12 protein-coding genes and 2 tRNA genes are annotated in these 18,378 nt (G+C 74.5%); 6 read left to right on the top strand and 8 right to left on the bottom strand.

Going from position 1 to position 18,378, the window contains the following annotated elements:
* Positions 1–18: 18 nt before the first annotated feature.
* From ACP7CD_RS07850 to tadA, 7 genes are all read right to left on the bottom strand, one after another.
* Positions 19–5,037 carry an Lhr family ATP-dependent helicase gene (locus ACP7CD_RS07850; RefSeq protein ID WP_426119823.1) on the bottom strand — a complete coding sequence of 1,673 codons (5,019 nt, stop codon included), beginning with the start codon at positions 5,035–5,037 and terminating at the stop codon, positions 19–21.
* Positions 5,027–5,872 (bottom strand): DUF4232 domain-containing protein, encoded by an 846-nt coding sequence (locus ACP7CD_RS07845; protein ID WP_095651279.1) that lies wholly within the window; start codon positions 5,870–5,872, stop codon positions 5,027–5,029. The genes ACP7CD_RS07850 and ACP7CD_RS07845 overlap by 11 nt, the downstream gene beginning before the upstream one ends.
* A 142-nt stretch (positions 5,873–6,014) precedes the next feature.
* Positions 6,015–8,885, bottom strand: coding sequence for an FAD-binding and (Fe-S)-binding domain-containing protein (locus ACP7CD_RS07840; protein WP_426119821.1), 2,871 nt, complete (start codon positions 8,883–8,885; stop codon positions 6,015–6,017).
* 84 nt (positions 8,886–8,969) lie between these two features.
* A complete protein-coding gene (locus ACP7CD_RS07835) occupies positions 8,970–9,296 on the bottom strand; it encodes a 2Fe-2S iron-sulfur cluster-binding protein (RefSeq protein ID WP_095651277.1) in 327 nt (108 codons plus the stop codon).
* Between the two features lie 122 nt (positions 9,297–9,418).
* Positions 9,419–10,252 carry a thioesterase family protein gene (locus tag ACP7CD_RS07830; RefSeq protein ID WP_035927749.1) on the bottom strand — a complete coding sequence of 278 codons (834 nt, stop codon included), beginning with the start codon at positions 10,250–10,252 and terminating at the stop codon, positions 9,419–9,421.
* A gap of 208 nt (positions 10,253–10,460) precedes the next feature.
* Positions 10,461–10,550, bottom strand: a tRNA-Ser gene (locus tag ACP7CD_RS07825).
* 29 nt (positions 10,551–10,579) lie between these two features.
* Positions 10,580–11,125 carry a tRNA adenosine(34) deaminase TadA gene (gene tadA / locus ACP7CD_RS07820; protein WP_426119818.1) on the bottom strand — a complete coding sequence of 182 codons (546 nt, stop codon included), beginning with the start codon at positions 11,123–11,125 and terminating at the stop codon, positions 10,580–10,582.
* Between the two features lie 88 nt (positions 11,126–11,213).
* Between tadA and upp the strand changes: the two genes are divergently transcribed.
* The 5 genes from upp to ACP7CD_RS07795 all read left to right on the top strand — a co-directional run bounded on the left by upp (position 11,214) and on the right by ACP7CD_RS07795 (position 16,054).
* The gene (gene upp, locus ACP7CD_RS07815; RefSeq protein WP_031283230.1) at positions 11,214–11,849 is read left to right on the top strand and encodes a uracil phosphoribosyltransferase; all 636 of its coding nucleotides are present in this window, start codon (positions 11,214–11,216) and stop codon (positions 11,847–11,849) included.
* Between the two features lie 507 nt (positions 11,850–12,356).
* Positions 12,357–13,181, top strand: a complete 825-nt coding sequence (locus ACP7CD_RS07810; RefSeq protein WP_031283231.1) for a winged helix-turn-helix domain-containing protein — start codon at positions 12,357–12,359, stop codon at positions 13,179–13,181.
* A 96-nt stretch (positions 13,182–13,277) separates the two neighbouring features.
* On the top strand, positions 13,278–13,817 hold the full coding sequence (locus ACP7CD_RS07805; protein WP_017833923.1) for a SixA phosphatase family protein: 540 nt from the start codon (positions 13,278–13,280) through the stop codon (positions 13,815–13,817).
* Between the two features lie 53 nt (positions 13,818–13,870).
* The gene (locus ACP7CD_RS07800; protein ID WP_017833924.1) at positions 13,871–14,857 is read left to right on the top strand and encodes an aldo/keto reductase; all 987 of its coding nucleotides are present in this window, start codon (positions 13,871–13,873) and stop codon (positions 14,855–14,857) included.
* A 12-nt stretch (positions 14,858–14,869) separates the two neighbouring features.
* Positions 14,870–16,054, top strand: coding sequence for an FAD-dependent monooxygenase (locus ACP7CD_RS07795; protein WP_095651261.1), 1,185 nt, complete (start codon positions 14,870–14,872; stop codon positions 16,052–16,054).
* Between the two features lie 83 nt (positions 16,055–16,137).
* Here the strand turns inward: ACP7CD_RS07795 and ACP7CD_RS07790 are convergent.
* A tRNA-Arg gene (locus ACP7CD_RS07790) sits at positions 16,138–16,213 on the bottom strand.
* Between the two features lie 299 nt (positions 16,214–16,512).
* Between ACP7CD_RS07790 and ACP7CD_RS07785 the strand changes: the two genes are divergently transcribed.
* Positions 16,513–18,378 (top strand): phosphoenolpyruvate carboxykinase (GTP), encoded by a 1,866-nt coding sequence (locus ACP7CD_RS07785; RefSeq protein ID WP_017833926.1) that lies wholly within the window; start codon positions 16,513–16,515, stop codon positions 18,376–18,378.

Here is an 18,378-nt window from a genome sequence, read left to right as displayed (position 1 = left end):
CGGTGCTCGGGTCCGCGCTCATCGGCGCATCCTCAGGCCGCGCGGCGTCGAGTAGAACCCGCCGGCCAGCAGGGACTCCCGCACCGCGGTCTCGACGGGGCCGTGCCCCAGGACCCCGGCGCCGTTGACCTTCTCGACGGTCAGCTTGTCCACCGCGCCCCGGCGGACGATCTCGGCCACGGCGGGTCCGGCGGCGGCCAGGGCGGCCGCGTCGTCGGTGTACGCGAGCACGGTCCGCCCGCCGCGCTCCACGTACAGGGCCAGGGCGCCGTCCACGAGCACGACGACGGCGCCCGCCTTGCGCCCGGGCCGGTGCCGCCCCGCGGGCGCGTCCCGGCCGTCCGGGGCGGGCACGGACACGGGCTCCGGCCACTCGAGGGCCGCCCCGTAGGGGTTGGCGGGGTCGGTCGCGGCGAGCGCCAGCGCCACGGGCTCCTCGGCGCGGACCTGGTCGTCGGTGCTGAACGTGCGCAGGTGGTCCACCGTGGCGGCCTGCGCGAACTGGGCGGCGCCCAGGCCCTCGATGAAGTAGCCGCGGCGGGCCCGGCCCGTGTCCTCGAGCGTGGAGAGCACCTTGTAGACGGTGGCGAAGCCGCCGGGGAGCTCCTCGACCGCCACGGGGCCCTTGGTCACCACGCCGTAGCGGTCCATGAGCAGCTCCGCGGTGGCCGACGCCCGCAGCGTGGGGTCGAGGGGCTCGGGGCGCAGCATCGACCAGCGCCCGGCCACGAGCGGGGAGTCGTGGCGCTCCAGGGTGGCCGCCCGCGCCGGGGCGCGCAGCGCCCCGCCGATCCCCGGGCGGGAGGCCGCGCCGGGCCGCAGCCGGGCGGCGCCCCGGCGGGACGTGGTGCGTCCCCGCGGGGCCTGGGCCCGGTGCCGGTGGGCGGCCTGCCCGCCGGAGAGCAGGGTGCGCACGGGCAGGAAGGTGTCGTTGGTGATCAGCCCGGACCAGACGAGGTTCCACAGCGCGGTGGTCAGCGCCGGGGCGGGAACCGGGTCCCCGGCGGCGTCGAGCAGGCCCAACAGCTGCGGGAAGAACCACGCGCCGCCGGGGGCCAGGACGTCGAGGACCCGCCGCTCCAGCGTGGAGTCCAGGGCCGACGCCGCGACCTCGAGGGTCTCGGCCGGGGGCAGGGTGAGCTGGGCCGCCTCGCTCAGGTGCAGCGACACCCATCCGTCGTCGCCCGCCAGGGACCCGGCCCCGGACCACAGGATCTCCCCGGTGGCGGTCAGCTCGTCCAGCAGCTCGGGCCGGTAGTCCGCCACCCGGGCGGCGAGCACCAGCGGCTCCCAGGCCGAGGCGGGGACGGCGACGCCCGCGAGCTGGTCCACCACCGTCAGCACCCCGTCCTCGCCGCGCAGCTGGTGGCCCCGGCCCACGTGCTGCCAGGCCGGCAGGAACCGGGCGTAGACCTGCCCGGAGACGGGCTCAACGTCCCGGCGCAGCGCGGCCAGCGAGCGGCGCCGGATCCGGCGCAGCACCTCGGACTCGCACCACTCGGAGGCCGCCGGGCCGGCCCCGCCGCCGTCGGGGCGCACCGGCCGGAACTCGCCCTCGACCACGCGCCGGTCCGCGGCCAGCCGCTCCAGCGTGGTGCGCACCACGGCCGTGCCCAGCCCGAGCCGCGCCGCGGCCTCGTCCACGGTGAACGGCCCGTGGGTGCGGGCGTAGCGGGAGACGAGGTCGGCCAGCGGGTCCTCGACCGGTTCCACGAAGGCCAGCGGCACCCCCATGGGCAGGGGCACGCCGAGCGCGTCGCGCAGCCGGGAGGCGTCCTCGATCGCGGCCCAGTGCTCGACGCCGCGCAGGTGCACGCGCAGGGCGCGGTTGGCGGCCACGAGCTGCTCGAGCCACCCGGCGGCGACGTCCTCGGGGCACGCGGACTCCGGGTCCCCGGGGTCCTGGAGCCGGCGGACGGCCTCGGCGGTGGTGAGCGGGCCGAGCAGGCGCAGCAGGTCGGCCGCGCCCTCGACCCCGCGCAGCCGCCGGTCCGGGGCCAGTCGCTGCAGCTCCGCCTCCGTGCGCTCGATGACGTCGGGGTCCAGCAGCTCCCGCAGCTCGGCGCGGCCCAGGAGCTCGTTGAGCAGGGCGGCGTCGAGGGACAGGACGGCCGCCTTGCGCTCCGCCAGCGGGGAGTCGCCCTCGTAGAGGAACTGGGCCACGTAGCCGAAGAGCAGGGTCCGGGCGAAGGGCGAGGGCTGCTCCGTGGTGGTCTCGACCACCCGGATCGCGCGCCGCTCGACCGCTCGGTGCAGCTCCTTGAGCGCGGGCAGGTCGTAGACGTCCTGGAGGCACTCGCGGATCGTCTCGAGGATGATCGGGAACTGCGGGTACTTCCGGGCGACGTCCAGCAGCTGCGCCGAGCGCTGGCGCTGCTGCCACAGCGGGGAGCGCCGGCCGGGGTCGCGCCGGGGCAGCAGCAGGGCCCGGGCGGCGCACTCCCGGAACCGGGAGGCGAACAGTGCGGAGCCGCCCACCTCCTCGGTGACGATCTGGTCGAGCTCGTCGGCGTCGAAGAGGAACAGCTCCGCCCCCGGGGGCTCGTCCTCCATGGCCGGCACGCGCAGCACGATCCCGTCGTCGGCGGCCTGCGCGGAGCCGTCGAGGCCGTACCGCTCGTGCAGCCGGGCCCCCACGGCCAGCGCCCACGGGGCGTGCACGGGCATCCCGAACGGGGAGTGCAGCACCACGCGCCAGTCCCCGAGCTCGTCGTGGAAGCGTTCGACGACGAACAGCCGGTCCGACGGGACCTGCCCCACGGCCTCCTTCTGCTCGCCCACGTAGGCCAGCAGGTTGTCGGCGGCCCACTCGTCGAGACCGGCCGCGCGCAGCCGGGCGCGGGCGTCCTCCGCGGAGGCCCCGGCGATCTCGCGGTTGAACCGGCCCACCGCGCGGCCCAGCTCCACGGGCCGGCCGGGGCCGTCGCCGTGCCAGAACGGGAGCTTGCCCGGCACACCGGGGGCGGGGGAGACGATGACGCGGTCGTGGGTGATCTCCTCGATCCGCCAGCTCGAGGCGCCCAGGGCGATCACGTCCCCCACGCGGGACTCGTAGACCATCTCCTCGTCGAGCTCGCCTACCCGCCGGGAGTTCTTCCCGTCCTGCTCGCCCACGAGGTAGACCGCGAACAGGCCGCGGTCCGGGATCGTGCCGCCGGAGGTCACGGCCAGGCGCTGCGCCCCGGGCCGGCCCTCGATGGTGCCGGTCTCCCGGTCCCACACGATCCGCGGGCGCAGCTCGGCGAACTCGTCGGACGGGTAGCGGCCCGCGAGCAGGTCCAGGGTCGCGTCGTAGGCGGAGCGGGGCAGGGTCAGGAACGGGCAGGACCGGCGGACGGTGTCGAACCACTCCTCGACGTCGATCGGCCCCAGCGCGGTCGCCGCGACCGTCTGCTGGGCCAGGACGTCCAGGGGGTTGAGCGGGACCGCGAGCGGCTCGATCCGTCCCTGCAGCATCCGCTCCACCGTGACGGCGGCGTCCAGTAGGTCCCCGCGGTGCTTCGGGTAGAACCAGCCGCGCGAGACCTCGCCCACCTGGTGGCCGGCGCGGCCCACGCGCTGGAGGCCCGAGGCCGCCGAGGGCGGGGCCTCGATCTGGACCACCAGGTCCACCGCACCCATGTCGATGCCCAGCTCCAGGGAGGAGGTGGCCACCACGCAGCGCAGCCGTCCGGTCTTGAGGTCGTCCTCGATCACCGCCCGCTGGTCCTTCGAGACCGACCCGTGGTGGGCGCGGGCCAGCACCGGCGCGGCGCCCTCGTAGCGGCCGGTCTGCCGGCGCAGGTCCGCGGGCTCGGGGGCGGCGGACCCGCCGGTCGCGACCGCCTCCCGACCGGCCAGGGCGGAGCGCAGCACGTCCCCGACCTGCTGGGGCGCGGAGCCGGCCGGGGGCCCCGGCGCCCCGTCGTCGCCCGGACCGGTGCCGTCCGCGGGGGCGCCGTCCCGGGCCCCGCCGTGCGGGTCCTCGTGCTCCACGCGGAACGCGTAGATCTCGTTGAGCCGCGCGGTGAGCTTCTCGGCGAGGCCGCGGGAGTTGGCGAACACGATGGTCGACCGGTTCTCGAGCACCAGGTCCACGACCCGCTCCTCGACGTGCGGCCAGATCGACGCCGTGGTCGTGGGGGCGAGGGCGTCGAGGTCGTCGTCCCCGAAGGCCGAGCCGGCCAGGGACGGCGAGGCGCTCGGCCCGCCCAGCACGGTCATGTCCGGGATGGGCACCGAGACGGTGAGGTCCCACGTCTTCTCCGTGCGCGGCGCGACGACGGTGACCGGCTCCCGGCCGCCCAGGAACCGGGCGACCGTCTCGATCGGCTCGACGGTCGCGGACAGCCCGATGCGCTGCACCGGCTGCTCCAGCAGGGCGTCCAGCCGTTCGAGCGTGAGCGCCAGGTGCGCGCCCCGCTTGGTGCCGGCCACGGCGTGCACCTCGTCCACGATGACCGTCTGCACGTCCGTGAGGGTCTCCCGCGCCTTGGAGGTCAGCATCAGGTACAGCGACTCGGGGGTGGTGATGAGGATGTCCGGGGGGTTCGTGAGCAGGGCCCGGCGGATCGCCTGCGGTGTGTCCCCGGAGCGGACGCCCACGCTGATCTCCGGCGGCTCGATCCCGGCGTGCCGGGCCGTCTGCGAGATGCCGATCAGGGGGGCCCGCAGGTTGCGCTCCACGTCCACGCCCAGGGCCTTGAGCGGGGAGATGTAGAGGACGCGGGTCCCGCGCCGCTCGCCCGCGGTGCTCGCGGAGCGGGCCTTGGCCCGCAGGGTCCCGCCGGGGGCCGGGGCGCCGCCCGCAGGGCCGGGGGCGGGCCCGGCGCCCGGCGTCCCGGCGCCGGGCGCGGCCTCCGCCACGAACCGGTCCAGGGCCCACAGGAACGCGGCCAGGGTCTTGCCCGAGCCGGTGGGCGCCACGATCAGGGCGTGGCGCCGCGCGGCGATGGCCCGCCACGCGCCCTCCTGGGCGGCGGTGGGCGCGGCGAACGCACCCGAGAACCAGGCCCGGGTGTGCTCGGTGAACAGGCTCAGGGCTGGTTCAGGCGCCAAAGCCCTGGATCTCGAGCTGGTGGATCCGCGGATCGCCGCAGGCCTCCACGGGGAAGGGGATCACGACGGACTCCGTGTTCTCGGGCGGGTAGACGCGCAGACCGGTGGCGGTCCGGGCGTCGCAGGTCGGGTGGTTGCCGGCCTGGCTGATGCGCAGGCCGGCGGTGACGGACTCCCCGGGTGCCAGGACCTGCCCGGTGCCGGGGACGGTGGCGTCCCGCAGGGCCGGGGAGCCGATCATCGTGCCGTCGGCGTCGACGAAGGACACCCCGGCGTAGCCGGCGAGCGTGCACGGGTCCTCGCCCGCGTTGGTGAGGACGACGTCCACGTGGACGGAGCCGGCGGCGCCGCCCACGGGGGCGGCCGCGACCTCGAGCCGGGAGGTGGTGCACAGGGGCGAGCCGCCGGTGCGGGTGCCCGCGGTGCCGCCGCGGGCGGCCGTGCCGTCGCCCTCCGCGCCGGGGGCACCGCCGTCCGTCCGCTCCGCCGCCTCGTCCGGCCCGTCGTCGTCGGCCCTGTCGTCGTCCGTCCGGTCCGCCGCCGGCCCGTCCGCGGCGGGCTCCGCCGCCGGGTTCTCCGCCGACGGGTCCTCCGCCGGACCGGCGGTGCCCTGCCCGCCGGCCCGGTCCTCGGCCGGGGCCGTGGTGTCCTCCGTCCCGGTGGCCGGGGCGGTCTCCGGGGTCGCCGCCGAGGTCGGGGCCGGCCCGCTCTCGGCGGGGGCGCCGGCGGTGCCGGTCTGCTCCGGCTCCTCGCCCGCGCAGGCGGTGAGGAGCAGGGCTGCGGCGAGGGCGAGGGCTCCCAGGACGGGGCGGGGGGCGGGGGAGAGCGAAGACACGGGGGGATATCCTCCTCGGACGGACGTCGTGGCGTGCCACGTCCCGGGAAGGGATCCCTCCCAGGTGCTTCATTCTAGGCAGGGCCACCGACACCGCTGCCGGAGGCGGCGCCCGCCCCGGCCGGGGCCGCTCCCGGCGGGGCTACCGCTCGCCGGGCTCCGCCGGGGGCAGCGCCGCGCGCATCACCTCGGCGAGGTGGACGCCGTCCGCGCCCGTGCCCTGGGCGATCTGGGTGCGGCACGAGAAGCCGTCGGCGAGCACGATCGTCCCGTCCGCCGCACTGCGGATCGCGGGGAACAGCTCCCGCTCGCCGAGGGTCTGCGAGACCTCGTAGTGGCCGGGCTCGAAGCCCCAGTTGCCCGCGAGCCCGCAGCACCCGCCGCCGACCACGGCAGTGTCCACGCCCAGCTTCGCGAGGACCTCCAGCTCCGGGCCGTAGCCGCTCATGGACTGCTGGTGGCAGTGGACCTGGCACACGGCGCCGGCGGGGCCCGCCTCGGTGGCCAGCTCCCGGAACGGCCACGCGCCGCCCTCGGCCAGGTGGCGGGCCGCGAACGCGCCGATCGTCGTCGTCAGCTCGGTGACCCGCCGGGCCCGGGGGTCGCCGGGGAGCAGCTCGGTGATCTCCTCCTGGAGCATGACCGTGCACGAGGGCTCGAGCCCGATGATCGGGTACCCGGCCTCGATCAGCGGCTCCATCACGTCCAGGGTCTGGCGCAGCACCTTCTGCGTCATCTCCAGCTGCCCGGTGGAGTGCCAGGTCAGCCCGCAGCAGACGTTGCCCATGGGCATCAGCACCCGGTAGCCCATGGCCTCGAGCACCTCCACGGCGGCCCTGCCGGGGGCGTCGGCGGAGAAGTTCGTGAACGTGTCCGGCCACAGCACCACGGACGGTCGGTCCTCGGCGGGCCCGCCCCCGGACCGCGCGGCGGGACGGCCGCGGAACCACCGGGTGAGCGGCTGCTCGGCGAAGGAGATCATCCGGCGCTTCGGCTCGATCCCGCCGAGCCGCTTGGTCAGCTCCTCGACGCCGCGGTGGGACTCGAGAAGGTTGATCAGCCGGAAGGAGAGGGGCACCTTCTCCACGATCCGCATCAGCAGCGGCATCCAGCCCATCGTGAAGTGGGCCATCGGCCGCCGGTTCCGGCCCAGGAAGGAGGTCAGGCCGTGCCGGTAGTGGTGGTGCAGGAACTCGGCCTTGTACGTCGCCATGTCCACGTTGACCGGGCACTCGGACGCGCAGGCCTTGCAGGACAGGCACAGGTCGAGGGCCTTGAGGGTCTCCTTCGACTTCCAGCCGTCCGTGATGGACTCCCCGCGCAGCATCTCGGCCAGGGACCGGGCGCGGCCGCGGGTCGAGTGCACCTCGTCGTGGGTCGCCTGGAAGGACGGGCACATGGCGCCGACGTCGGAGCGGCAGGAGCCCACGCCCACGCACCGGTTGACCGCGCTGGAGAACGAGCCGCCGTCGCGGGAGAACGCGTGCACGGGCGTCAGCTCGAACGTGCGGGCGCCGGGCCCGGGGCGGACGCCCTGGTCGATGGGCTCCGGGTCCACGAGCACGCCGGGGTTGAAGACGCCGTCCGGGTCGAAGACGCCCTTGAACTCCGCGAAGGCGGCCAGGGCCTCGGGGGAGTAGATCGTGGCCAGCAGCTCGGACCGGGAGCGGCCGTCGCCGTGCTCGCCGGAGACCGAGCCGCCGTAGCGGTGCACGAGCCGCGCGGCGCGCTCGATGAACGTGCGGTAGGTCGCCATCCCCTCCTCGGTGCCGAGGTCGAAGGAGATGCGGATGTGCACGCAGCCCTCCCCGAAGTGCCCGAAGGGGATGCCGGTGAGGCCCAGCTCGTGCAGCAGGTCGTAGAGGTCGCGCAGGTACTCGCCCAGGCGCGCCGGGGGCACCGCGGAGTCCTCCCACCCCGGCCAGGCCTCCCCGCCGTCGGGCAGGCGGGTGACGATCCCGGCGCCGGCCTCGCGGATCCGCCACAGGGCGCGGGCCTGACCCGCGTCGGAGACGATCACGGAGTCCACGACGTTCTCCGGGACGAGCCCCGGCAGGGTGCGGGCGGCCGCCTCGGCCTCCTCGAGGGTGTCCGCGCCGACCTCGCAGTAGAGCCAGCCGCCGCCGCGGGGCAGCTCGCCGCCGGCGTGCTCCTGGCCCTGCCGGGTGCGCAGGGCGTCGAGCAGGTCCGCGCCCATGCCCTCGATGGTGTACACCCCGGGCACGCGCAGCTTCGGCGCCGCCGTGGCGGCCTCGAACGCGTCCTCGAAGCCCAGCACGGCCAGGGCCGTGTGGGCGGGCCTGCGGACCAGGCGGACCGTGAGCTCGGTGATGACCCCGCAGGTGCCCTCCGTGCCGGCGAAGGCCTTGGCGGCGTCGAAGCCCTTCTCGCCGAGCAGGTAGTGCAGCCCGTACCCGGAGACCTGGCGCGGGAACTGGCCGAGCTCGGTGCGCAGCATGGCCAGGTGCCGGTCCCGGATCCCGGTCAGCGCCCGGTCGATCCCCGGCTCGGAGGTGCCGCCCTCGTGCAGCTCCACCACCCGGCCGTCGGCGAGCATGACCTTCAGCGAGACCAGGTTGTCCGCCGACGTGCCCCACGCCACGGAGTGGGAGCCGCAGGCGTTGTTGGCGACCATCCCGCCGATCGTGCACCGCGAGTGCGTCGAGGGGTCGGGTCCGTAGGTGAGGCCGAACTCGGACGCCGCGGAGCGCAGCTGGTCGCAGATCACCCCGGGCTCGATCGTGGCGGTCATCGCCTCGGGGTCGATCGACAGGATCCTGTTGAAGTGCCGGGAGGTGTCGATGACCAGCCCGTCCCCGATCGCGTTGCCCGCCACGGAGGTGCCGCCGCCGCGGGAGACCACCGACCAGCCCCGCTCCTTCGCCAGCGCCAGCAGCTCGCGGACCTCCTCGACGCTGCGCGGCTCGGCCACCGCCTCGGGCAGCCGCCGGTAGATCGACGCGTCCGAGACGTAGGCGGCGCGGGTGGTGAGGTCCTCGCGGATGTCGGTCATGGTCCACTTCCTGCGCGCCGGCGAGGCCGGTCCGTCCGGGGTCTGGTCAGGGCTGGCGGGGGCGTCCCCGCGGGGACGGGGGGCTCACCACTCGGGGGCGATGGTGACCTCGGCGCCGTCGAGCTCCTCCGCCCACTCGACCTGGCAGCTGAGCCGGGAGGTGTCGTGGCGGGTGTCGTCGAGCATGTCGAGGAGGTCCTCCTCCTCGTCGTTGATCTCGTTGGCCTTCGAGAAGGCGGCCTGGTCGAGGTAGGAGTGGCAGGTGGAGCAGGACGCGTTGCCGCCGCAGGTCGCGAGGATCGGGTACTTGTGGCGGGTGAGGGCCTCCATGAGGCTCTCGTAGTCCTTCCACTCGACGCCCTCGGTGCGGTTGCCCTCGCGGTCGATCACGGTGATGTTGATGCTGCTCACTGGGTGGCCTCCTCGGGGCACGGTCGCCCCTGGTCTCGACGTCGGAAATCCCGCCCCATTGTACGGTCGCGCGGCGGCGCCCACCGACGGGCCGGGGCCCGCGCCGGCCCATCCGGTGCGGCTCAGCCGGAGACCGGGAGCGGGCGGATCGTCAGGGACTGGGCGACCTGGCCCAGGTAGCCGGCCTCGTCGTGCAGCGCGGACTCGGTGAGGCCCACGCCGGTGTCGCCGAAGGTGACGTGCGTGTCGAGGCCCACCCACGGGGAGACCGGCTCCCGGACCAGGTGCACGCTCAGGTCCACGTTGGGGAAGACCATCTCGTCGGGGCCCACCCGCACGGCGATGCCGTTGGCGGCGTCCACGGCCGCCAGGAACCGCGCCGTGGTGGAGGACTCCTCCCCGGCGACGACGGCGTGCGGCGCGCGCAGCCACATGGCCGCCCGGCCGGGCCGGTGCTCGCGCACGGTGCGGCCCTCGAGGGAGGCGATGTAGCCGCCCGGCCACCGCCCGGTCATCGTGGCGGGCAGGGCGTCGCCCACCGGCGGCAGGGCCTCCCGGTGCGTGCCGGCGGTGTCGGCGGTCTCGCCCCGCAGCAGCCGCCACACGCTCAGCCGGATGCAGGAGCGCCCGGCGTGGCTCATGGTGGCCTCGACCAGCTCGATGGTGCGGCCCGGGCGGACCACGCGCGTGGTCACCTCGACCTCGCCGCCGGGGATGAAGCCGAGGATGTCGTAGGAGAAGCGCACGGGCAGGAGGTCCGCGCGCGGGTGGTCGGCCTCCACGGCGTGGGCGAGCAGCCCCGAGGCGGCGCCCATGTGCTGCTCGGCCTCGCTCCACGCGCCCTGCGAGTGCAGCGTCGAGCGGAACCGGGTGCGGTCCAGCCGCACGAAGTACGCGTCCGGGTACTCCTCCCCGTCCGCTCCCAGGTGTCCGACTGCCTGCGCCGACGTCGTCATGCTGCCCCTCTTCCGTTTCCGTCCGGGCCCGCCGCACGGCGGGCGTGGTGATCGCCACCACGGTATCCAACGGCGGCCCGCGCTCCCCGCCGCCGACCGCCCCGGATCCCGGGGCCGTCCACGTCCTCCGGGGGCGCCGGACGGGGCGGGACCGGCGGGCGGGCATGCGGAAGGCCCCGGATCCCTCAGGACCCGGGGCCTTCCCGACTGGCGGTGACGGAGGGATTTGAACCCTCGTTGGCTCTTACACCAAACATCATTTCGAGTGATGCACCTTCGGCCGCTCGGACACGTCACCAGCTCGCAGTACTGTACCGGCTGGCGAGCTCAACCGCCAAAACCCGCGGGGCCGGCGGGACCGGGAGCGGCGGGCCCGGCGTCGTCCTCCCCGCCGCGCCGGTGCTCCGCGAAGAAGTCGAGGAGCAGCCGGGAGCACTCCTCGGCCAGCACGCCGCCGGTCACCTCCACCCAGTGGTTGAGCCGCCGCTCCCGCAGGATGTCGAACACGGAGCCGGCCGCCCCGGCCTTGTCGTCCCACGCGCCCAGGACCACCCGGGGCACGCGGGCCAGGACGATCCCGCCCGCGCACATCGCGCAGGGCTCGAGGGTCACCACCAGCGTGCAGCCGTCCAGCCGCCACGAGCCCAGGGCGCGGGCGGCGTCGCGCAGCGCCAGGATCTCGGCGTGGGCGGTGGGGTCGCCGTCGGCCTCCCGGCGGTTGCGGCCCCGGCCGACCACCGTTCCGTCCGGGCCGACGACGACGGCGCCGATCGGCACGTCCTGCGTCCCGAGCGCCGCCCGGGCCTCGGCGAGGGCCAGCCGCATCCACTCCTCCGCCCGGGCCTCGGAGCGGGTGCGCGGGGGCAGTGCCATGCGGTTCTCCTCCTGGGCGGGTCGCCGGGCCGGGCGGGGTCCGGCGAGGGGGCGGGGCGCCCCCGTGGCCCGATGGTAATTTTGGTCCATGCGAGTGACCGTTCTCGACCACCCATTGGTGGCACACAAACTGACCGTGCTCCGGGACAAGAACACCACGTCCCCGGTGTTCCGCCTGCTCGTCGAGGAGCTCGTGACGCTGCTCGCGTACGAGGCCACCCGGGGCGTCCGCGTGGAACCGGTGGAGATCGACACGCCGGTCACGCGCACCACGGGCGTGGGGCTGTCGAAGCCACGGCCGCTGGTCGTGCCGATCCTCCGTGCGGGCCTGGGCATGCTCGAGGGCATGACCCGGCTGATCCCCACGGCCGAGGTGGGCTTCCTCGGCATGGCCCGCAACGAGGACACCCTCGACATCATCACCTACGCCGAGCGGCTGCCCGACGACCTCACCGGCCGCCAGGTCTTCGTCCTCGACCCGATGCTGGCCACGGGCGGGACGCTGCGGGAGGCGATCAAGTTCCTCTACCGCCGCGGGGCCGAGCAGATCACGTGCGTCTGCCTCCTGGCCGCCCCCGAGGGCCTGGCCGCCCTCGAGGAGGAGCTGGGGGACTCCGAGGTCAACATCGTCCTGGCTGCGAGGGACGAACGGCTCGACGAGAACGCCTACATCGTCCCGGGCCTCGGGGACGCCGGGGACCGGCTCTACGGCGTGGTCGACTGACCGCCGTCCCGTGACACCGCAGACCACGCGCTGAAAAGGCCCGCCGACGTCCTCGGCGGGCCTTTTTTCGACCTCCGGCCACGTGTTCACATCGTGAGACGAAGAGTTCACCGACGAAGCCGTCTTGACAACAGGATCGGGACCTGCTTGAGGGGCGGAAAAGCCCCCGGATGGTCCCAGAGGTCTGATATCCCGGGGGTCGGACGGAAAACGGCATCACAGCCGCAAGGTGAAGGAGGTTCATTTTGGCGGAGCACTTGGACAGCCGTCGTTCGAATCTCGCATCGTGAGATAACGCCTCGAATATTACTTGCGGGATCCAGGGGGCTGGTGGACCATGAGAGCAACGCCACTGTCAGGAATTTGCCAGCTTCGCGGGGACCCTCCCCGACCACCACGGAGCGGGCCGGTTCGGGAGCTGGGAGCGGCGGGGCCGTTCCGAGGGGCGGATCGACTCAGGCGGACGGAACCTCGTCCGCCGCACGACGGAAAGACGAGGGGCACCAGATGCCAGGCACACCGGGATACGTGCACATTTCCCAGCGCAACCGCACGAGCGAGGCCCGTGCTGTCCGCGGTCCGGCCGCGGCCCCCGAGCGGGGGCAGACCGCCCCCGCCGACTACCGCAGCCTCCGGAGCACGATCGGCCCCATGCCGGCCGCGCCGGGCGAGACCCCGCTCCCCACCCGCCTGCAGCGGGACACGGCGCCGCGTCCGCAGGTGCAGGAGAACGAGGCGCGCGGGTTCGTGATCTACGTGGGTCTCGACGAGGAGACCGCGGCGGCCAGCGGCACCTCGCTGGTCAAGATGGTCCAGAGCATCCGGGCGTACGCCCAGCAGCTGGTCCCGCAGGCCGACTCCTACGCCGCCGTGGCGCTGGCTCCCGCCAACACCGCCGGCACCGACCTCGAGGTCGTGCGCAACGCCCTGGGCGACCCCACCTCGGGGGCCGTGCGGCCCACGGCGCCCGCCGCGCCCGCGCCGGCGCCCGAGACGAAGACCAGCCAGTCCACCGGGGTGCTCATCGACCTCTCCCGCCGGGAGGTCTTCCTCGACGGCGGCCTCCTGAACCTCACGTTCAAGGAGTTCGAGCTGCTGAACTACCTCGTGGAGAACGGCAGCCGGACCGTGGGCCGCCACGAGCTGCTGCACAGCCTGTGGCGCGACTCCGAGGAGGTGCCCAACGAGCGGACCATCGACGTGCACATCCGGCGCCTGCGCTCCAAGCTCGGCCGGCTCGCGAACACCGTGCGCACCGTCCGCGGGCAGGGCTACCGCTTCTACGAGCACCCCGAGGTCGTCGTGTGGGCGGCCCCCGAGTACTCCATCTGATCCGCGTCCCCGATCCGTGCAGGCCCCGGTTCCGTCCCGCGACGCGGAGGAGCCGGGGTCGCTCCGTGCCCGGCGGACGCGTGGCATCATGAACCGATGACCCGCCACGACCGGAAGAAGCTCGTCCTCATGCGCCACGCGGAGGCCGAGCACCCGTGGGGCGTGGCCGACCACGACCGCCCCCTGGACCGCGGCGGGGCCGCGGACGCCGCCGCCGCGGGGCGCTGGCTGCTGGCGAACGGGCACGTGCCGGACATGATCCTGTGCTCGAGCGCCCTGCGCGCACGCCAGACCTGCACGTGGGTGTGCAGCGAGCTCGGCGACCTCGCCCCGACCGCCCGGCTCGACGAGTCCCTCTACGCGGCCCAGGACAGCCGGATCATCGCGGTGCTCAACCACGTGCCGGACACCGTGGAGTCCCTGCTGCTCATCGGCCACCTGCCCGGTCTGCGCGACGCCGCCCTCCGCCTGGCCACACCGGACTCCGACTACGACGCCGTCATGGCCCTCGCCGACGGCTGCCCCACCTCCGGGCTGGCGGTCCTGGAGGTTCCCGGCACCTGGGCCGGACTGGACGGCGCCGACGCCCGCCTGGTGGACTTCACGGTGCCGCGACCGTCCGCGGGAGACCGCTGACCGGCGGTCCTCCGGGCGCCGGCGCGGCGGCCGGACCGACGAAGGAGCACTGGATGCGACAGATCGAATTCACCCCGTCCGGGGACCGCGTGGGCGCGATCGGGTTCGGGGCCATGGGCCTGAGCTGGGTCTACGACCGGCACGGGCTGACCGAGCGGCGCAAGCACGAGGTGCTCGGGCTCGCGGTGGACCTCGGCATGAACGTGGTGGACACGGCGGTGCTCTACGGCGGGGGAGCCAACGAGGAGCTCGTCGGCGCCGCCCTCGCCCCGCGCCGGGACGAGGTGTTCCTCTGCTCCAAGACCGGGCTGCGCGCGGCCTCCCTGGAGCCGCCCCGGACGGAGCGCTGCGGGCACCCGGACGAGGTGCGCCGCTCGATCGAGGACAGCCTGCGCCGGCTGCGCACCGACGCGGTGGACCTCTACTACCTGCACCGCGTGGACCCCGACGTGCCCCTCGAGGACACCTGGGGCGCGATGGGCGAGCTCGTGACCGCGGGCAAGGTGCGCCACCTGGGGCTCTCCGAGGTCAGCACGGAGCAGGCCGAGCGGGCGCACGCCATCCACCCGGTCGCGGCCGTCCAGTCGGAGTACTCCCTGTGGACCCGCAACCCCGAGGGGTCTGGCCCCACCGCCGACGGGGACCCCTCCGGGGACGTCATCGGGTGGTGCGCCGAGCACGGGGCGGTGTTCGTCCCCTTCTCCCCGCTGGGCCGCGGCTACCTCTCCGGCGCCCTCGCGGGCCGGGAGTTCTCCGGCTCCGACTTCCGCTCGCGCAACCCCCGGTTCACGCCGGAGGCCATGGCCGCCAACGAGGACGCCGTGCTGGCGCCCCTCCGCGAGGTCGCCGGCCGGCACGGGACCTCGCCCGCGGCGGTCGCGATCGCCTGGACCACGGTGCGCGGCGAGCACGTGCTGCCGATCCCCGGCACCACCGACCCCGGCCACCTGCGGGAGGACGCCGCGGCCGCGGACCTGCGCCTGACGGCCGAGGACCTGACCCTGCTGGACGGCGTGGCAGCCGTCGGCGACCGGTACTGAGCGGCGCCGGCCGTGCGCGCGGTCGTCTGCGGGGCGGGCATCGCGGGACTGGCCCTGGCCGGGTGCCTGGGCCGGCGGGGCTGGGAGGTGGTGGTCCTGGAACGGGCGCCGCGCCCGCGGGAGCAGGGCTACATGATGGACTTCTTCGGCCCCGGCTGGGACGCCGCCGAGGAGATGGGCGTGCTGCCGGCGGTCCTGGAGCTCGGCTACCGGGTCGAGCGGCTCAGCTACGTGGACGACCGCGGCCGCGACCGGGCCGGGCTGCCGTTCGCCCGGTTCGCCCACGCCCTCGACGGGCACCTGGTCAGCGTGATGCGCCCCGACCTCGAGCGGGTCCTGCGCGAGCACGCCCGGGGCGTCGCGGAGCTCCGCTACGGCCGGCGCGTCGTCGGGGTCCGGCAGCGGCCCGGCGGGGCGGGCGCGGTGCTCGACGACGGCACGGTGCTCGACGCCGACCTGGTGGTCGGCGCGGACGGAGTGCACTCGGCGGTGCGGCGCTCCGCGTTCGGGCCCGAGGAGCGCTTCCGCCGCTGGCTGGGCCTGCACACGGCGGCGTTCGTGGTCGACGACCCGGAGGCGTGCCGGCAGGTCGGCGACCGCTTCTGCCTCACGGACAGCGTCGACCGGGCGATGGGGTTCTACGGGCTGCGCGACGGGCGCCTGGCGGTGTTCGCCGTGCACCGGGCCGCCGCACCGTCCCTGCCGGCCGACCCCCGGGAGAGCCTGCGTGCCGTCCACGGCTCGCTGGGCTGGATCGTGCCCCGTGTCCTGGCGGCCTGTCCCGGCGGGGACCGGCTCTACTACGACCAGGTGGTGCAGATCGAGCTGCCGCGGTGGAGCAGCGGCCGGGTCGTGCTGCTCGGGGACTCGGGCCAGGCGGTGTCCCTGCTGGGCGGCCAGGGCGCCTCGCTGGGGATCGCCGGGGCGTGGCTGCTCGCCGAGCGGCTCGACCGCGCCGGATCGGTCGAGGAGGCGCTGACGGGCTGGGAGCGGGTCTGGCGGCCGGTCGTGGCGGAGAAGCAGCGCGTCGCCCGCGGCGGGGCGCAGTGGTTCCTGCCGTCCTCCCGCGCCCGCCGCCAGGCGCGGCGCCTGGCGCTGCGCCTGGCCGCCCTCCCGGGCCTCGACACCGTGGTGACCCGCGGCCTCGTGGGGCGCGCCGGGGGAGACGTCCGGGCGCTCGCCGCGGCCCCGGCCTGAGCCGTCCGCGGCCCGGGCCGCAGCGGCCGGGCACGAAAGAGCCCCTCACCGGCGTCTCCGCCGGTGAGGGGCTCTTTCGTGGATGGTGCGCCCGAAGGGATTCGAACCCCCAACCTTCTGATCCGTAGTCAGATGCTCTATCCGTTGAGCTACAGGCGCATCGGCGTCCCGGCGTCACCGCCGTTCAAACCGGACATCACTCTACATGCGGCCCCCGGCTGCGCAAAATCCGGGGGCGCCCCGCCCGGCACCCGGCGCGACGGGCCGCGGCGCGCGTAACCCTGCTGGGGCGGCCGGGGCCGGGGCGATACGATGGACCCACATCACAGTAGAGACCGGCCGCCCACCTCCACGCCGCTCACTGTGGGCCCGGTGACACCGGGTCGAGTGTTCGACGACGAGCACCACCACGAGAGCCCCGGGCGGTCGGCGGACGGCCTCAACGAGGAGACATGTCAATGGCTGACAACCCCACTGCAACGACGGAGACCACCGGGCTGAACGAGGCTGTGAAGGACGCGCTGGACAGCGCGCCCACCACCCATGCGCACCTCCTCTCGTGGGTGCGGGAGATGGCGGAGCTGACCCAGCCGGACCGCATCCACTGGGTCGACGGCTCGGAGGCCGAGTGGACGCAGCTCACCGACGAGCTCGTGGACGCCGGCACCTTCGTCCGCCTGGACGAGGAGAAGTTCCCCAACTCCTTCGCCGCGTTCTCGGACCCGGACGACGTCGCCCGGGTCGAGGAGCGCACCTTCATCTGCACCAAGACCGAGAAGGGGGCGGGCCCCACCAACAACTGGGAGGACCCGGAGGTGATGCGCAGCTCCCTGCGCAAGAAGTTCCGCGGCGCCATGCGCGGGCGCACGATGTACGTCATCCCCTTCGTCATGGGCCACCTGGAGGCCTCGCGGCCGAGCTACGGCGTGGAGATCACCGACTCCGCCTACGTGGTGTGCTCCATGCGCATCATGGCGACCATCGGCACCCCAGTGCTGGAGAAGATGACCGAGCAGAACGGCTTCTTCGTCGAGTGCCTGCACTCGCTGGGCGCCCCGCTGGCCCCGGGCGAGCAGGACGTGCCCTGGCCCTGCAACCCCGCCAAGTACATCGTGCACTTCCCCGAGGACCGGGCCGTCTGGTCCTTCGGCTCCGGGTACGGGGGCAACGCCCTGCTCGGCAAGAAGTGCTACGCCCTGCGCATCGCCTCCGCCATCGCCCACGACGAGGGCTGGCTGGCCGAGCACATGCTCATCCTCAAGGTCACGAACCCCGAGGGCAGGAGCCGGTTCATCTCCGCGGCCTTCCCCTCGGCCTGCGGCAAGACCAACTTCGCGATGCTCGAGCCCACGCTCGAGGGCTGGAAGGCCGAGATGGTCGGCGACGACATCTCCTGGATCCGCTTCGGCAAGGACGGCCAGGCCCGGGTGACCAATCCGGAGGCCGGTCTGTTCGGCGTGGCTCCGGGCACGGGGTGGCCCACCAACCCCAACGCCATGCGCGCCATCGCCCGGGGCAACACGATCTTCACCAACGTGGCGCTCACCGACGACGGCGGCGTCTGGTGGGAGGGCATGACGGACGAGACGCCCGAGCACCTGACCGACTGGAAGGGCCGCGACTGGACCCCGGAGAGCGGCCGTCCCGCCGCGCACCCGAACTCGCGCTTCTGCACCCCGATCAAGCAGGCCGACATCCTCGCTCCCGAGTACGACGACCCGGAGGGCGTGCCGCTGTCCGCGATCGTCTTCGGCGGCCGCCGCAAGACCACCATCCCGCTCGTCTCCCAGTCCTTCGGCTGGGAGCACGGGGTGTTCCAGGGCGCCACGCTGTCCTCGGAGACCACCGCCGCCGCGAAGGGCGCCGTGGGCGTCGTCCGGCGCGACCCCATGGCGATGCTCCCGTTCATCGGCTACAACGCCAACGACTACCTCGAGCACTGGGTCGAGGTCGGCGAGCGCATCGGCGAGGACGACATGCCGAAGGTCTTCTACGTCAACTGGTTCCGCCGCACCCCGAGCGGCGGCTTCGCCTGGCCGGGCTTCGGCGAGAACTCCCGCGTGGTCAAGTGGATCTTCGACCGCCTCGAGGGCACGGCCGGTGGCCGGGAGACCCCGATCGGCATCGTGCCCACCAAGGAGGACCTCGACCTCACCGGCCTGGACGTCTCGGACGAGGAGCTCGAGGCCGCCCTCAAGGTCGACGTCGAGGAGTGGCGGGCCGAGCTGCCCAGCATCGACGAGTGGTTCCACCGGCTCGGCCACGTGCCCGAGCCCATCCTCGAGCAGCGTGCCGGGCTGGAGGACCGCCTGAACCAGGCGTGA

The sequence above is a fragment of the Kocuria sp. LHG3120 genome, from assembly GCF_049897445.1.
GTDB lineage: Bacteria > Actinomycetota > Actinomycetes > Actinomycetales > Micrococcaceae > Kocuria > Kocuria rosea.
This window is presented reverse-complemented; position numbering and strand designations above follow the sequence as displayed.

Bases quoted from the DNA above. Each gene is read 5' to 3' on its own strand.
- ACP7CD_RS07840 (WP_426119821.1), bottom strand. From the start codon at position 8,885: ATGACCGACATCCGCGAGGACCTCACCACCCGCGCCGCCTACGTCTCG.
- ACP7CD_RS07830 (WP_035927749.1), bottom strand. From the start codon at position 10,252: ATGACGACGTCGGCGCAGGCAGTCGGACACCTGGGAGCGGACGGGGAG.
- tadA (WP_426119818.1), bottom strand. From the start codon at position 11,125: ATGGCACTGCCCCCGCGCACCCGCTCCGAGGCCCGGGCGGAGGAGTGG.
- upp (WP_031283230.1), top strand. From the start codon at position 11,214: ATGCGAGTGACCGTTCTCGACCACCCATTGGTGGCACACAAACTGACC.
- ACP7CD_RS07810 (WP_031283231.1), top strand. From the start codon at position 12,357: ATGCCAGGCACACCGGGATACGTGCACATTTCCCAGCGCAACCGCACG.
- ACP7CD_RS07805 (WP_017833923.1), top strand. From the start codon at position 13,278: ATGACCCGCCACGACCGGAAGAAGCTCGTCCTCATGCGCCACGCGGAG.
- ACP7CD_RS07800 (WP_017833924.1), top strand. From the start codon at position 13,871: ATGCGACAGATCGAATTCACCCCGTCCGGGGACCGCGTGGGCGCGATC.
- ACP7CD_RS07785 (WP_017833926.1), top strand. From the start codon at position 16,513: ATGGCTGACAACCCCACTGCAACGACGGAGACCACCGGGCTGAACGAG.